The organism is Bradyrhizobium sp. USDA 376, assembly GCF_054063675.1.
Genome location: NZ_JBSSGN010000001.1, coordinates 2,391,544 through 2,405,391 on the forward strand (window position 1 = coordinate 2,391,544; position 13,848 = coordinate 2,405,391).

A 13,848-nucleotide genomic window follows, 5' to 3' on the forward strand; every position below is an offset into this window, starting at 1 on the left:
CCCGCTCCCCGCCGCCCTCGCCTCCTTCCGCCCTTTGAGACTTTACCGATGTCGTCACTCCCCGAAGCCAAACTGGACGTCCTGCTCGCGCATCACGCCTCGCTCGAGGCCGAATCGCTCGGACAGCTCGCCTCCGAGCGCTATGTGCAGATCACGCGCGAGCTCGCCGAGATCACCCCGCTGATCGAGGCCGTCAAAACTTATCGGTCCGCCGTGAAGGAGCTCGCCGATACCGAGGCGCTGATCGCCGATCCCGCAACCGATGCCGAGATGCGCAGCATGGCGGAGGCCGAGCGCAACGAGCTGGCGCCGAAAATCGAGGAGCTGGTCCAGAAGATCCGCGTCGCGCTGTTGCCCAAGGACGCCATGGACGACCGCAACGTGGTGCTGGAAATCCGCGCCGGCACCGGCGGCGACGAGGCCTCGCTGTTCGCCGGCGACCTGTTCCGGATGTACGAGCGCTTCGCTGCCTTGCAGGGCTGGAAGGTCGAGGTGATCTCGGCGAGCGAAGGCACCGTCGGCGGCTTCAAGGAAATCATCGCCGAGGTGCAGGGCCGCGGCGCGTTCTCGAAGCTGAAGTTCGAATCCGGCGTGCACCGCGTGCAGCGCGTGCCCGATACCGAGACCCAAGGGCGCATCCACACCTCGGCCGCCACCGTCGCAGTGCTGCCCGAGGTCGAGGATGTCGACGTCGACATCAAGAACGAGGATTTGCGCATCGAGACCATGCGCGCGCAGGGCGCCGGTGGCCAGCACGTCAACAAGACCGAATCGGCGATCCGCATCACCCACATCCCGACCGGCATCGTGGTGATGATGCAGGACAGCCGCTCGCAGCACAAGAACCGCGCCTCGGCCATGAACATCCTGCGCTCGCGCATCTACGACGCCGAGCGCCAGCGCGTCGACGCGGCACGCTCGGCCGAGCGCAAGGAGAAAGTCGGCTCCGGCGATCGCTCCGAACGCATCCGCACCTACAATTTCCCGCAAGGGCGCGTCACCGACCACCGCATCAACCTGACGCTCTACAAGCTGCCACAGGTGATCGCCGGCGAAGCGCTGGGCGAACTGACTGATGCGCTGACCACCGAGCACCAGGCTGCGCAGCTCGCCGCGCAAGGCGCGGCGGCGTGACGCGCCGCGTGAGCAACGCCTTCACCGGACAATCGATCGAGAGCGTACGCCGCGCGCTGGCGGCACAGTTGCGATCCGCACAGCTCGACGAAGCCGAGCTCGACGCCCGCATCCTGATCGGTGCGGCCCTCGGCCTCGATCTCACCGGCCTGATTGCGCAGGGGACGCGGCCCCTCACGGAAGCCGAAGCGTTGCAACTCGCGCAATATGCAGAGCGACGGATCGCGGGCGAGCCGGTGGCGCGCATTCTCGGCACCCGCGAATTCTGGGGCCTGCCCTTCCGCCTCTCGGAGGCGACCCTGGTCCCGCGGCCCGACACCGAAACGGTGGTCGAGCGCGCGCTCGAGCTCTTTCGCGAGCAGAGAACCGACCGGCCCCGCTTCGCCGATATCGGCACCGGCTCAGGCGCGATCCTGCTCGCGCTGCTGCACGAGATTCCCGGGGCCTTCGGTGTCGGCACCGATCTCAGCCTCACCGCACTCGGCACCGCGCGAGGCAATGCCGCGGCCCTCGGCCTCGGCAACCGGTCTGCCTTTGTCGCCTGCTCCTATCTGGCGGCGCTCTCGGGCCCGTTCGATCTCATCGTGTCGAATCCGCCTTATATTCCTTCGGCCGAAATTCCGAAATTGAGCATCGAGGTGCGCGAGCACGATCCGCATCTGGCGCTCGACGGCGGCAATGACGGATATGATGCCTACCGGGTCCTGATCCCGCAGGCAGCCGAGCGCCTCGCCCCCGGCGGGGCGCTGATCGTCGAGGCCGGACAGGGCCAGGCCCGAAATATTGAAACCTTGATGGCAGCTAGCGCGTTAGTGGTGGACAGGCCACCCAAGGCCGATTTGGCGGGAATCCCAAGGGCCGTCTCGGCCCGAAAAATGCCCCCATAAAAGCCGGATTGGTCTGTAAAAAGCTCTTGGAATATCCCTTGGGAACGACTACGTTCCGGTCAACACATCGGTGCCGGCCCCGTAGACCTACCTACGGCGAAAGCCGGGCTCTCGGGCGAGAGCTTTACTGATTTGAAGGTTCCAAGCCGCAGGTCCTGTTGAGCGCGATTGGCCAGTGAGCTGCGCTGCTCTCCGACCGCAACGTGAACGAAAGCCTGATATTGCGCTTGAACACTTACGCAAGAAAGCTGGGCTTGTTTCGGCAGGCGATATGAATGGGTTCGCTGGCAATGAATGCTGGCGGGTGGGGAACGCGTCTTTGTTGAACGCGACGGTCGACGAACATTGGCAGGGTTCAATCCGCTCTCGCGCGCGGTGCGTGCGAGCACTGTGAACCGCTGTCATCAGGTCACTCTCTTGCAATCAGTAATGCGTGCAACCTTTAGGGCTGGAATTAAAGGCAGGACATGAGAAACGGTCAGAACAAGCAGCGGATGCGCAACCGCAACAACAATAACAACAACAATAACCGGCGCGGCCAGAACCCGATGACCCGGGTCTACGAGTCCAACGGGCCCGACATCAAGATCCGCGGCACGGCTTCGCATATCGCCGAGAAGTATCTCCAACTCGCGCGCGATGCGCGCTCCTCCGGCGACCCCGTCGCGGCCGAGAACTACTACCAGCACGCCGAGCATTATTTCCGCCTGATCGCAGCTGCCCAGGAGCAGTTCCGCCAGAACCAGCAGCCGCGCGGCGACGAGCCGGTCAGCAACACCAGCGGCGACGACAGCGAGGACGACGGCGAGAATTTCTCGGCGTTCGGCCAGGAGCCGGGCTTCGTTCCGCAGCCGCCGCAGCAGCCCTTCATGCGCGACCGCGACGGCCAGCGCGATCACCACCAGCGTGATCACCAGCAGCGCGACAACCAGCAGCCCTATCAGCGCGACAACCAGCAGCCGCGCGAGCACCGCGAACGCGATCATCGCCCGCAGCCGCAATATCAGGCGCAACCGCAACCTGCGAACCAGCCGCAGCCCGTCATCGCCGATGCCGGCAGCGTCGACCGCCTGCCCTCCTTCATCACCGGCGCACAGCCGCAGGTGAATGGCGGCCAGGGCGGCTTCGAAGGCGGTGGCGGTGGCGGTGGCGGCGAGCGCTATCCGCGCCGGCGCCGCAGGCCGCATGGCCCCCGCCCCGAGCGTGAAGCGGCTCCCGCCGCGTCCAGCGACGAGGTCGCCTCCGGCGAGTAAGGGCTCTTCTGATTTTCTCTGATTTTGTGACCTCGATCGTCCCGGCCTCGCCGGGACGATTTGTTTCAGCTGCGCGTCACCGTCGTCGACGACGGCACCAGCACGGGCTTGGCCAGCGAGGGAATCAGCCGCGCCCGCTCGCGCTTGGCGGGGATCGCGCGATAGACCTGCTTGGTGGCCTCGACGATGTGCACACCCGCAAATGGCAGCGACAGTGCCGCACCGGCACGCTCCCACATCTGCGCCGATTTCAATACCCAGCCGCCGGCATAGGGCGGCATGAACAGCGCTTCGCCCCAGGCGGTCGGCGTGAACCAGGTCTGGCGCAACAGGTCGGTGATCTGCGAGCGCGAATACGGCCGGCCGTGACCGAACGGCGTGCTGTCGGTGCGCGTCCATACGCCGCGCCGGTTCGGAATCACCGCGATGACGCGGCCCGAGCCCGACAGCACCCGCCACACCTCGCGCAGCAGCGCAGCCGGATCGTCCGACATCTCCAGCGCATGGACCAGCAGGATGCGGTCGACTGCGGCGTCGGGAAGCGGCAGCGAGAATTCATCGACCAGCGAGGCCAGCGCCGGCCGGCCCGTCGGCCATTTCAGGACACCCTGGGCCGCCGGCATGAAGGCGAGGCAGCGCTCGGCGTCTTCGCGGAACAACCCCAGATAGGGCGTCGGATAGCCGATACCGAGCACGCGGTGGCCCTCGGCGCCCGGCCAGCGCTCGCGGATGCCGCGATTGATCATCTGCCGCGCCACGATCCCGAGGCGGCGGGAATAGAACTCGCGGAGGTCGACGACATCGATTGTCATGACGGCAATGTAACATGCGCGAGGGCACGCCTGCGCGCGGAATATTGCATTGCCTGGGCAACCTTAACGCCATATTTGTCTGGCGGGGCTGAGCGCGATGGAGAGGTCATGGCCGCCGAAATTCGTACTTTCACCTGTTTAAACGACAATTTCGGTTATCTGATCCACGATCTGGAAACCAAGGCGACGGCGTCGATCGACGCGCCGGAGGCCGGCCCGATCCTGAAGGCGCTTGAGCGCGAGGGCTGGCAGCTCACCGACATCCTGATCACCCATCACCATGGCGATCATGTCGGCGGGGTCGCCGAACTCAAGCAGAAATACAACTGCCGCGTCGTCGCGCCGCATGACAAGACGACGAAGATTGCGAATGTCGATCTGCGCGTCGCCAATGCCGACGTGGTCAAGATCGGCAATCTGCTGGCGCGCGTGGTGGAGACGCCCGGCCACACGCTCGACCACATCTCCTATGTGTTCGACAATGAGAAGACGGTGTTCGCCGCCGACACGCTGTTCTCGATCGGCTGCGGCCGCGTGTTCGAGGGCACCTATCCGATGATGTGGGATTCGCTGTTGAAGCTGCGCGCCCTGCCCGACGACTTCAAGCTCTATTGCGGCCACGAATACACCGCGTCCAACGTCAAGTTCGCCCTCACCATCGACCCCGACAATGCGGCGCTGCAGGCGCGCGCGGCGGAGGTGGCGAGGCTCCGGGCCGAGAACAAGCCGACCATTCCCTCACTGCTCGGTGACGAGAAGCGGGCAAACGTGTTCCTGCGCGCCGATGAGCCGTCGGTTGCGGCCCGGCTGCACATGAAGGGCGCGGATGCCGCCACGGTGTTCGGCGAGCTCCGCGAGCGCAAAAACAAATCCTGAAGAACAAGTCCTGACGGGGATCGATGCCGACCGCAGCCGAGATCATTGCACGCCTCGAACTCCGCCCGCATCCCGAAGGCGGGCATTATCGCGAGACGTTCCGCGACCAGACCACGGATGCCAACGGCCGTTCGCGCTCGACGCTCATCTACTTCCTGCTCGCACGCGGCGAACGCTCGCACTGGCATCGCATCGACGCGGTCGAGACCTGGCACTATTACGCCGGCAGCCCCTTGATGCTGCGCATCGCCCATGACGGCTGCTCGCAGCACGAGGTGCGGCTCGGCACGGACCTCATCGGCGGCGAGCGCCCCCAGGGAATCGTGCCGGCCAATGCCTGGCAGATGGCGGAGACCACGGGCGAGTGGACACTGGTCGGCTGCACTGTGGCGCCCGCGTTCGAATTCGCGAAGTTCGAGCTCGCGCCGAAGGGCTGGGAGCCGTAGCTCCACGCTGTCATTCCGTGGCGCCGCGCAAGCGGCGAACTATGATGCGCAATTGCGCATCTGAGAATCTATCTCGCCACCATTGACGCGGATAAATGGATTCCGGGCTCGCACTTCGTGCGCCCCGGAATGACAATCATCGCTTCCGCAACACCATGTCCTTCGCCGCGATCAGGCCGCCGCCGGCGATCAGGATTGCGGCGATGGCGATGTTGGCACTGGCTTTTGCAAAGCCGGCAGCGATGAGGAAGCCGGTCGAGAGCAGCGGCGTCGCGTAGGAGGCGGCACCGAGCACGCGGATATCGCCGCGCTTCATGCCGATGTCCCAGGCGTAGAAGGCGGCGCCCACAGGCCCGATACCGAGCGCGATCACGGAAAGCCATTGCAGCGTGGTCTCCGGCCACACGGTGGTCTCCAGCGCGCCATGCATGACTGCGGCGAGCACCGATGTGGCGAGACAGAAGCCTGCGACCGCGTCGGTTGGCACCGCTTTCAAGCGACGCGACAGCACCGAATAGGCGGCCCAGACGAAGGCGGCGATGAAGGCCGCGACCAGCCCCGGCACAGCTCCGGGCGCAAAACCGCTGGTGTTGCCAGCGAACAGCAGCACCGTGCCAATGAGGCCGAGCACCGCGCCGATGATGTGATGCGGGGCCAGCCGCTCGCCCGGCAGGAACGACGAGAACAGTACGATCAGTAGTGGCCAGAGATAGTTCAACAGGCCGGCTTCCGCCGGCGGCGCGAAGCGTAGCGCAAGGAAATACAGCGCGTGATAGCCGAACAATCCGCCGACACCGACGGCCCATACCACCAGCGGCTGGCGCAGGCTTTTGGCGGCATCGCCGCGGCCGATCCAGGTGAGCAGGCCAACGAGACCGCCGATCGCAAACGTCATCGCGGCGAGCTGGAACGCGGGGATCCTTCCGGTCGCCACCGTCATCACAGAGAGTAGCGACCACATCAGGATCGCGGTCAATCCGATCAGCGTCGCGGTGCGGGGAGTCATTGCAGAAGGTCTCGTCGTTCCGGGACGGCGCCTGGCGCCAGATCCGGAACCTCGAGATTCCGGGTTCGCCGCTGTCGCGGCGCCCCGGAATGACAGGTCGTGATGCCCGGGACAAGCCCGGGCATCACGAGACGTTGGCCTTAAGATCGAACGTGATGCGATCGCATCACACCATGTACTGGCCGCCGTTGACCGTCAGCGTCGAGCCGGTGATGGCGCCGGCCTCATCCGCGGCGAGGAACACAACCGCGCGCGCGATCTCCTCGGGCTCGCCAAGGCGGCCGATCGGGATCAGCGGCAGGATCGCTTTCTCCAGCACGTCCTTCGGCACCGCCTGCACCATTTCGGTGTTGATGTAGCCCGGGCAGATCGCGTTCACGGTGACGCCGCCCTTGGCGTTCTCCAGCGCCAGGGCCTTGGTGAAGCCGATCTCACCGGCCTTGGCCGCGGAATAGTTCACCTGTCCGAACTGGCCCTTCTGGCCGTTGATCGAGGAGATGTTGATGATGCGGCCGAACTTGCGCCCGCGCATGCCTTCGATCACCTGGCGCGACATGTTGAACAGCGAGCCGAGATTGGTGCCGATCACGGCGTTCCATTGCTCGAGGCTCATCTTGTGGAAGGCACCGTCCTTGGTGATGCCGGCATTGTTGACGAGCACATCGATCGGGCCGACCTCGGCCTCGACCTTCTTCACACCTTCGGCGCAGCCGTCGAAATTGCTGACGTCCCATTTGTAGACGGCTATGCCGGTCTCGGCCTTGAACTTCTCCGCCGCCGCATCGTTGCCGGCATAGCTTGCCGCGACCTTGTAGCCGGCCGCCTTCAGCGCCTTGCTGATCGCAGCTCCGATGCCCCGCGTACCACCCGTCACCAGTGCAACACGTGCCATATCGTATTCCTTCCCTTGGACTCTTCCTTGGACTCTTCGGACGCTTTTGAGTGATCGTTTTTAGCTGCGGATTATGCGGGACGTTTGACGGACATCAAGAACAAAACGCCCGGCGTGAGCCGGGCGTTTCTCTTTAGTCGAGGCCTGCGCGGTTGCGAAGAATATTTGATTTGCAACCGCCGCCTTTTTAGTCGCGTGCAACGCACTCAATCAGGTGTGCGGCGCACGCGTCAGTTTCACGTCAGCGACTTTCAGTCGCGCGCCAGACACATCGCGATACCCATGCCGCCGCCGATGCACAGCGTGGCGAGGCCCTTCTTCGAATCGCGCTTCTGCATCTCGTGCAGCAGCGTCACCAGTACGCGCGCGCCGGAAGCACCGACCGGATGGCCGATCGCGATCGCGCCGCCATTGACGTTGACCTTCGAGGTGTCCCAGCCGAGGTCCTTGTTGACGGCGCAGGCCTGCGCCGCGAAGGCCTCGTTGGCCTCGATCAGATCGAGATCGCCGACGTTCCAGCCGGCCTTCTTCAGCGCGAGACGCGAGGCCGGGATCGGGCCCGAGCCCATGATCTTCGGATCGACACCGGCCTGCGCCCAGGACACGATGCGCGCGAGCGGCTTCTTGCCCTCCTTGGCGGCCTGCTTCGCGGTCATCAGCACCACGGCGGCAGCGCCGTCATTGATGCCCGAGGCCGAGCCCGCGGTGACCGTGCCGTCCTTCTCGAAGGCCGGCTTGAGCTTCGCCATCGCGTCGAGCGTGGCGCCATGGCGCGGATATTCGTCGGCGCTGACGACCACGTCGCCCTTGCGGGTCTTGATGGTGACGGGGACGATCTCGTCGTTGAACTTGCCGGCCTTCTGCGCGGCCTCGGCCTTCTGCTGCGAGGCGACTGCGAACTCGTCCTGCTGGGCGCGCGTGATCTGCCACTGCCGCGCGACGTTCTCGGCGGTGTTGCCCATGTGGTAGCCGTTGAAGGCATCCCACAGGCCGTCCTTGATCATGGTGTCGACCAGTTCGAGGCCGCCCATCTTGACGCCGCCGCGCAGATACTGGGCGTGCGGAGCCATGCTCATGGATTCCTGGCCGCCGGCGACAACGATCTCGGAATCGCCGTTGAGCAGCGCCTGATAGCCGAGCGCGACCGTGCGCAGGCCCGAGCCGCAGAGCTGGTTCACGCCCCAGGCCGGGCTCTCCACCGGAATGCCGGCGGCGATCGAGGCCTGGCGGGCCGGGTTCTGGCCCTGGGCCGCGGTCAGGATCTGGCCCATGATGACTTCCGAGACCCGGCCGGGCTCGATGCCACCGCGCTCCAGCGCGGCCTTGATGGCGACGGCGCCGAGGTCATGGGCAGGAAGGGTCGCGAAGGCTCCGTTGAAGCTTCCGACCGGGGTGCGAGCGGCGCTGACGATGACGACATCGTCTGACATGGGCATCTCCTGAGGCTTGAGGTTCTGAAGAATAGGGGCGGGCGGGCGATGGGAAATGGCCCGTCAGTCTCGTCCGGCATCCTGTTAACGTCATTGAAGCATGTCAATGCCGCAGCGCATTCAAAATAGCGTTCTGGCGCTTTCGCAAGCACGTTTTTGCTCTGCAATTAACCGTGGCGCACAAAACGGTAGCGTAAGCCCTTTGAAAATGCTTATTTTGTTGCGTTGCGTACTCTTCCCGCCCTGCGGCATAGCCCGCCGGGTTCCCGTTCTCAGCGTTTTTGCAAGTGAGAGCCCATGGCGAAATCAGACCAACCCACCACCATCAAGAAATACGCGAACCGCCGGCTCTATAACACCGGAACGAGTACTTACGTGACGCTGGAAGACCTCGCCGCCATGGTCAAGGACGGCGAAGATTTCCTGGTCTACGACGCCAAGACCGGCGACGACATCACCCGTTCCGTGCTGGCCCAGATCATCTTCGAGCAGGAGAACAAGGCCGGCCAGAACCTGCTCCCGACCACCTTCCTGCGCCAGCTGATCCGCTTCTACGGCGACAGCATGCAGATGGTGGTGCCGAAATATCTGGAGCAGTCGATCGCGACGCTGACCCAGGAGCAGGAGAAGTTCCGCAAGCAGATCGCCAACACGCTGTCCGGCACTCCGTTTGCGCCGCTGGAGGAACAGGTCCGCCGCAACATGGAGCTGTTCCAGCAGACCTTCTCGATGTTCAAGCCGTTCGCAGCGCCCCGCCCGGCGGCGAGCCCCGAGCCGGAGCCCGATGCGAACGCCGAGGCGCCGAAGGACAGCAACATCGACGATCTGCGTCAGCAGATGAAGGAGATGCAGGAGCGTCTCGAGCGGATGTCGAAGAAGGACGAATAGGTCCTCCGTTCGTGCCGGCGCGTCCGCATGCGGCGGACGCGCGAATTGCCACTTGATCCCGGCAGCGCCTTTGACGCGCTGCCGTCCCCGGCCAGGGCCGGAGCCGCCATGTCTGACCGCACCACGCACTGGGACAACGTCTACGCCACCAAGGGCGAGGCCGAGGTCAGCTGGTATCAGGCCAGCCCGGCGATCTCGCTCGCGATGATTCGCGCAGCCAACTCCGATCATGACGCGGCCATCATCGATATCGGCGGCGGCGCATCGCGGCTGGTCGATGCGCTGCTACAGGACGGATACCGCCGTCTCACCGTGCTGGACCTCTCCGCCAACGCACTCGGCGTCGCGAAGGCGCGAATCGGCGCAGCCGCGTCAACGGTCGACTGGATCGTCGCCGACGTCACGACATGGCCGCCAACCAGGACCTACGATGTCTGGCACGATCGCGCGGCGTTTCACTTCCTGACCGATCCCGACGACAGAGCGGCGTACGTCGAGCGCCTGCGATCGGCGGTTCGCCCCGGCGGACAAGTCGTCATCGCGACGTTTGCGCCCGATGGTCCGGAAAAATGCAGCGGCCTGCCGGTGCAGCGCCATGACAGCGCGAGCCTTGCAGCCGAGCTCGGGCCGGAGTTCGAGCTCGTCGAGGCGCGGAGCGAGATGCACCGCACGCCGTGGGATTCGAAGCAGTCGTTTCAGTTCAGCCGGTTTCGGAGGCGCGGCTAAGACGGAGCTGTCATGCCCCGCGAAGGCGGGGCATCCAGTACGCCGCGGCTCATCGGATCAATCACTGCTGTCTCTGGAATACTGGATCGTCCGCCCCAGTGCGCAAGCGCGCACAAGGCGGACGATGACAGCGGAGTTCTTGGCGCGTATGCGCTGCCTACGCCGCCAGCTTCACCGCATGCGCAAAGTCCCAATAGAGCTTGCGCGCCTTGGTGTAGAACGGGCCCGGCTTCAGCTCGCGCTCGTCGATGCGGATCACCGGCGCGACCTTGGCGAAATTGCCCGATGAAAAGATCTCGTCGGCGGCGAGGAAGTCGGCATAGCGCAACGTCTTCTCGACCACGGTGACGCCGTCGCCGCGAAGCAGGCTGATGACGCGCTGGCGGGTGATGCCGTTGAGGAAGGTGCCGTTCGGCACCGGCGTGAACACCACGCCATCCTTGGCCATGAACACGTTGGAATTGCCGAACTCGGCGACATTGCCGAGCATGTCGAGCATCAGCGCGTTCTGGAAGCCGCGCGAGGCCGCTTCGCCAAGCGCGCGCGAATTGTTCGGATAGAGGCAGGCCGCCTTCGCTTCGACCGGCGCGCATTCGGCGGTGGGCCTGCGGAACGGCGACAGCGTGATCGCGTTGCCGACGGGTTTCGGTATCGGCGCCTCGTAGATGCTCAGACACCAGTTGGTGGAGTCGGGATCGAACAGCACGCCGCCGCCCAACCCGCTCTGCGCCCAGTACATCGGGCGGATATAGAGCTCGGCATTCGCCGCGAAACGCGCGATGCCTTCGTTTGCGAGCGCGAGCCAGGTGCCGGCATCGACCACCGGCTTCAGGCCAAAGCTGATCGCGGATTGATTGGTACGCGCACAATGACGGTCGAGATCGGGCGCGACGCCTTCGAACGCGCGGGCGCCGTCGAACACCATCGAGCCAAGCCAGGCCGCATGCGTGCGCGGCCCCATGATCGGCACATTGCCGTCATGCCATTTGCCCTCGAAGAAGGTCCAGCTCGGTGAATATTCGATCGGCTTCTTGATCTCGGCCATGACCGGCCTCCCTTGGCACGATGCCGCACTATAGCGCCACTATTGGCGGAACTTCTAAATGATTCCCTGCGCAGAAGAGGTAGGCTACCTTTTCCCATGAGGTAGGCTACCCTTTCCCATAAGGGAGAAGGAAGCAGCATGCCGCTCGATCCGCTCGCAAAGCGTTTGTTGACCATGATGGCTGCAGCCGGGCCGCAAGCTCGGAGCCGGCCCAGCGTCGAGGCACGGCGGCAATCGCTGGCAAAGCTGATGCAGTTCGCACGCACTGATGCGCCTGACGTGACCGCGTCCGACGGCATGCTGCCCGGTCCGGGCGGAGAGCTTCCTTACCGGCTCTATTCGCCCGCGTCCGCCGGCGAATCCGCGCCGGGCTTCGTGTTCTTCCATGGCGGCGGCCTCGTTGCCGGCAGCATTGCCACGCATGACCGCATCGCTGCGGCGCTGGCGCATGCGACCGGATGCCGCCTGGTCTCAGTCGACTACCGGCTCGCGCCCGAGCACAGATTTCCCGCGGCCGTGGACGATGCGGTCGCCGCGACCGAATGGGTCGCGCGCGAGGCGCCCTCGCTCGGCATCGATGCCGAGCGGCTTGTGGTTGGCGGCGATTCCGCCGGCGCCACATTGGCGGCGATCGTGTGCCAGGAGGCTTTGCAAAACGCCGGCCTCTCCATCGTGGCGCAATGCCTGATCTGCCCGGTGCTGGATTTCGAGGAGACCTCGCCCTCGCGCGAGGAATTCGCCGAGGACCATCTGATCGATCGCGTCACGATCGAAGCCGATCTCGCCGACTATCTGACCGGCGACGTCGATGCCGCCGATCCGCGCATCTCGCCGCTGCGCGCGAGCAGGCTTACAGGCCTGCCGACCGCGATCATCCACACCGCCGAGTTCGACCCGATGCGGGACGAAGGCAATGCCTATGCACGCAAGCTGCTCGCCGCGGGCGTTGCCGTCGAACACGTCTGCCATGACGGCATGGTTCACAATTTCCACGCCATGGGCGCGATCCTGCCGCAGGCGCAGCTCGTGCTGTCGCAGATCGGCGAGCAGGTGCGGCGGGCGGTGGAGAGGTAAACGCGCGAATCACACGCGCACGCCGAGCACGGCCCTGGCCGCCACGACATACTCCGGCCAGTGCGCGTCCGCGTAACGTTCGGCCTGGCGCGCGCAGGCGATATCGGGCGCATGCGCGGCTGCGATCGTACGCGCGAAACGCTCTTCGGCTACCGTCACGTCGCCGGGTTCGGCCGACGGTACAGCGGCGGCAACGGCGGTCGGAGCAACAGCGAGCCCCGCCAGTCCAGTGAGCAGGATGCGGCGTGACGTATTCATGGCTGTCGTCCTTCCGTTGTCCGGCCTGCACAGTGGCCGGCGCGTGTGTCAGTGCGATCACGGCAGGGTAACCCCACACATCCATGCCGTCCATCGCTTGCGGATAGCGCTTGACCACACGCGTGATCACGTTCCATCTAACAACGGTTTCGCCATCAAATCGCCACGCGTCGGATCGTCACGTGCCCTATCGCAGCCAATCCCGTCGTCCGGTTTTGCGCGCTGCCGCGACGGGACTGCTTTGCCTGGCGATCCCGGCAGGCGCCGCCTTCGCGGCCGACGATGAGGAGGACAAACCGACAAAGCCGGCGGTGCCGAACATCTATCTCGACCTGCGCACCAGCTATGCGGCGATCCCGGCAGGCACGCTCGGGCTCGGATTCGGCACCACCTCGCTGTCGGCCGCATTCCAATCCCTGGCGGTACGACGCGGCACGACGCTGCCGAACGGCTTGCCGGCGGCCAAAGCCATCGCCGTCGACCTGCCGCTGACCGTCGACGTCAGCGACCGCGTCTCGCTCTATGGCGGCGTGTCGGGCTCGACCGTGGATATCGGCAGCGGCTGGTCATCCCTGGACATCACCAGCTGGAACATCGGCGTGCAGGCCGACCTCTACCAGCAGAATGGCGGCAAGATCCCGACCATCACGCTGCAATCGACGCTGACGCAATCGGTGCCGAACGAGCAGGGCATGACGAATTCCTTCAACAACATTCTGGAATTCGACTACGCGCTCGACGAGGACGAAACGCGGGGCTGGCTGGCCGGCATGCAATATACCTACACCACCATCGCCAGCCCGTTCGCCAACATCGGAGCGAACACGATCCTCTATGCCGGCGGCTACTATCAATGGCCGAGCAACTGGAAGTTCACCGGGCGGCTCGGCATGCAGTCGTTCGGCGGCGCGCAGTTCGCCGGACGGACGCTGGCGGCGTCCTTCACCCAGCCGACCCTGCGGCTCGACCTCGACCGCATGGACGACAACGACAACCGCCTGTTCGGCATCACCGCGCAGATCGCGTGGACGCCGAAGCCGGCCTACCAGCTGACGCTGCGCACGCCGCTCTATGCGGTGCGCAACTGACTGGGTCGTAGCGGATTTTCGACAATGCGCGGC

15 protein-coding genes are annotated in these 13,848 nt (G+C 65.1%); 9 read left to right on the plus strand and 6 right to left on the minus strand.

The annotated features are described in order from the left end of the window. The first annotated feature begins 48 nt into the window (after positions 1-48). The 3 genes from prfA to ACVJ19_RS11305 all read left to right on the plus strand — a co-directional run bounded on the left by prfA (position 49) and on the right by ACVJ19_RS11305 (position 3,274). On the plus strand, positions 49-1,134 hold the full coding sequence (prfA, locus tag ACVJ19_RS11295) for a peptide chain release factor 1 (protein WP_453949080.1): 1,086 nt from the start codon (positions 49-51) through the stop codon (positions 1,132-1,134). Then, positions 1,131-2,021 (plus strand): peptide chain release factor N(5)-glutamine methyltransferase, encoded by an 891-nt coding sequence (gene prmC / locus ACVJ19_RS11300; RefSeq protein ID WP_453949079.1) that lies wholly within the window; start codon positions 1,131-1,133, stop codon positions 2,019-2,021. The genes prfA and prmC overlap by 4 nt, the downstream gene beginning before the upstream one ends. A gap of 467 nt (positions 2,022-2,488) precedes the next feature. Then, positions 2,489-3,274, plus strand: a complete 786-nt coding sequence (locus tag ACVJ19_RS11305) for a DUF4167 domain-containing protein (protein ID WP_453949078.1) — start codon at positions 2,489-2,491, stop codon at positions 3,272-3,274. A 65-nt stretch (positions 3,275-3,339) separates the two neighbouring features. Here the strand turns inward: ACVJ19_RS11305 and ACVJ19_RS11310 are convergent, their stop codons facing one another. Then, positions 3,340-4,086: a methyltransferase domain-containing protein gene (locus ACVJ19_RS11310; RefSeq protein ID WP_453949077.1), complete on the minus strand. Its 747-nt coding sequence runs from the start codon at positions 4,084-4,086 to the stop codon at positions 3,340-3,342. A gap of 108 nt (positions 4,087-4,194) precedes the next feature. On the opposite strand from ACVJ19_RS11310, the gene gloB reads away from it, so the two are divergent. Both gloB and ACVJ19_RS11320 read left to right on the plus strand, forming a co-directional pair. Further along, on the plus strand, positions 4,195-4,962 hold the full coding sequence (gene gloB, locus ACVJ19_RS11315) for a hydroxyacylglutathione hydrolase (protein ID WP_453949076.1): 768 nt from the start codon (positions 4,195-4,197) through the stop codon (positions 4,960-4,962). Positions 4,963-4,985: 23 nt separating this feature from the next. Next, a complete protein-coding gene (locus ACVJ19_RS11320) occupies positions 4,986-5,408 on the plus strand; it encodes a cupin domain-containing protein (RefSeq protein WP_183249076.1) in 423 nt (140 codons plus the stop codon). 136 nt (positions 5,409-5,544) lie between these two features. On the opposite strand, the gene yddG is transcribed toward ACVJ19_RS11320, so the two are convergent. The 3 genes from yddG to ACVJ19_RS11335 all read right to left on the minus strand — a co-directional run bounded on the left by yddG (position 5,545) and on the right by ACVJ19_RS11335 (position 8,736). Beyond that, positions 5,545-6,414 (minus strand): aromatic amino acid exporter YddG, encoded by an 870-nt coding sequence (yddG, locus tag ACVJ19_RS11325; protein WP_453949074.1) that lies wholly within the window; start codon positions 6,412-6,414, stop codon positions 5,545-5,547. A gap of 166 nt (positions 6,415-6,580) precedes the next feature. Next, on the minus strand, positions 6,581-7,306 hold the full coding sequence (gene phbB, locus ACVJ19_RS11330; protein ID WP_453949073.1) for an acetoacetyl-CoA reductase: 726 nt from the start codon (positions 7,304-7,306) through the stop codon (positions 6,581-6,583). Between the two features lie 251 nt (positions 7,307-7,557). Next, positions 7,558-8,736, minus strand: a complete 1,179-nt coding sequence (locus ACVJ19_RS11335) for an acetyl-CoA C-acetyltransferase (protein WP_453949072.1) — start codon at positions 8,734-8,736, stop codon at positions 7,558-7,560. 297 nt (positions 8,737-9,033) lie between these two features. Between ACVJ19_RS11335 and phaR the strand changes: the two genes are divergently transcribed. Together phaR and ACVJ19_RS11345 are read left to right on the plus strand one after the other, a co-directional pair. Then, the gene (phaR, locus tag ACVJ19_RS11340) at positions 9,034-9,624 is read left to right on the plus strand and encodes a polyhydroxyalkanoate synthesis repressor PhaR (protein ID WP_080140538.1); all 591 of its coding nucleotides are present in this window, start codon (positions 9,034-9,036) and stop codon (positions 9,622-9,624) included. 108 nt (positions 9,625-9,732) lie between these two features. Continuing rightward, a complete protein-coding gene (locus tag ACVJ19_RS11345) occupies positions 9,733-10,350 on the plus strand; it encodes a class I SAM-dependent methyltransferase (RefSeq protein ID WP_453949071.1) in 618 nt (205 codons plus the stop codon). Between the two features lie 157 nt (positions 10,351-10,507). Here the strand turns inward: ACVJ19_RS11345 and ACVJ19_RS11350 are convergent, their stop codons facing one another. After that, a complete protein-coding gene (locus tag ACVJ19_RS11350; RefSeq protein WP_453949070.1) occupies positions 10,508-11,395 on the minus strand; it encodes a branched-chain amino acid aminotransferase in 888 nt (295 codons plus the stop codon). Positions 11,396-11,533: 138 nt separating this feature from the next. On the opposite strand from ACVJ19_RS11350, the gene ACVJ19_RS11355 reads away from it, so the two are divergent. Continuing rightward, positions 11,534-12,469 (plus strand): alpha/beta hydrolase, encoded by a 936-nt coding sequence (locus ACVJ19_RS11355; protein ID WP_453949069.1) that lies wholly within the window; start codon positions 11,534-11,536, stop codon positions 12,467-12,469. 9 nt (positions 12,470-12,478) lie between these two features. Here ACVJ19_RS11355 and ACVJ19_RS11360 read toward each other — a convergent pair whose 3' ends face one another. After that, positions 12,479-12,727, minus strand: coding sequence for a hypothetical protein (locus ACVJ19_RS11360; RefSeq protein WP_453949068.1), 249 nt, complete (start codon positions 12,725-12,727; stop codon positions 12,479-12,481). 215 nt (positions 12,728-12,942) lie between these two features. On the opposite strand from ACVJ19_RS11360, the gene ACVJ19_RS11365 reads away from it, so the two are divergent. After that, positions 12,943-13,815: a hypothetical protein gene (locus ACVJ19_RS11365; RefSeq protein WP_453955109.1), complete on the plus strand. Its 873-nt coding sequence runs from the start codon at positions 12,943-12,945 to the stop codon at positions 13,813-13,815. The last annotated feature ends 33 nt before the right edge of the window (positions 13,816-13,848 follow it).

What these genes read in the sequence shown, in the direction of transcription:
- phaR (WP_080140538.1), top strand. Translation starts at nt 9,034, where the DNA reads ATGGCGAAATCAGACCAACCCACCACCATCAAGAAATACGCGAACCGC.
- ACVJ19_RS11360 (WP_453949068.1), bottom strand. Translation starts at nt 12,727, where the DNA reads ATGAATACGTCACGCCGCATCCTGCTCACTGGACTGGCGGGGCTCGCT.
- ACVJ19_RS11320 (WP_183249076.1), top strand. Translation starts at nt 4,986, where the DNA reads ATGCCGACCGCAGCCGAGATCATTGCACGCCTCGAACTCCGCCCGCAT.
- ACVJ19_RS11305 (WP_453949078.1), top strand. Translation starts at nt 2,489, where the DNA reads ATGAGAAACGGTCAGAACAAGCAGCGGATGCGCAACCGCAACAACAAT.
- phbB (WP_453949073.1), bottom strand. Translation starts at nt 7,306, where the DNA reads ATGGCACGTGTTGCACTGGTGACGGGTGGTACGCGGGGCATCGGAGCT.
- ACVJ19_RS11350 (WP_453949070.1), bottom strand. Translation starts at nt 11,395, where the DNA reads ATGGCCGAGATCAAGAAGCCGATCGAATATTCACCGAGCTGGACCTTC.
- gloB (WP_453949076.1), top strand. Translation starts at nt 4,195, where the DNA reads ATGGCCGCCGAAATTCGTACTTTCACCTGTTTAAACGACAATTTCGGT.
- prfA (WP_453949080.1), top strand. Translation starts at nt 49, where the DNA reads ATGTCGTCACTCCCCGAAGCCAAACTGGACGTCCTGCTCGCGCATCAC.
- ACVJ19_RS11345 (WP_453949071.1), top strand. Translation starts at nt 9,733, where the DNA reads ATGTCTGACCGCACCACGCACTGGGACAACGTCTACGCCACCAAGGGC.
- yddG (WP_453949074.1), bottom strand. Translation starts at nt 6,414, where the DNA reads ATGACTCCCCGCACCGCGACGCTGATCGGATTGACCGCGATCCTGATG.
- ACVJ19_RS11335 (WP_453949072.1), bottom strand. Translation starts at nt 8,736, where the DNA reads ATGTCAGACGATGTCGTCATCGTCAGCGCCGCTCGCACCCCGGTCGGA.
- ACVJ19_RS11355 (WP_453949069.1), top strand. Translation starts at nt 11,534, where the DNA reads ATGCCGCTCGATCCGCTCGCAAAGCGTTTGTTGACCATGATGGCTGCA.
- ACVJ19_RS11310 (WP_453949077.1), bottom strand. Translation starts at nt 4,086, where the DNA reads ATGACAATCGATGTCGTCGACCTCCGCGAGTTCTATTCCCGCCGCCTC.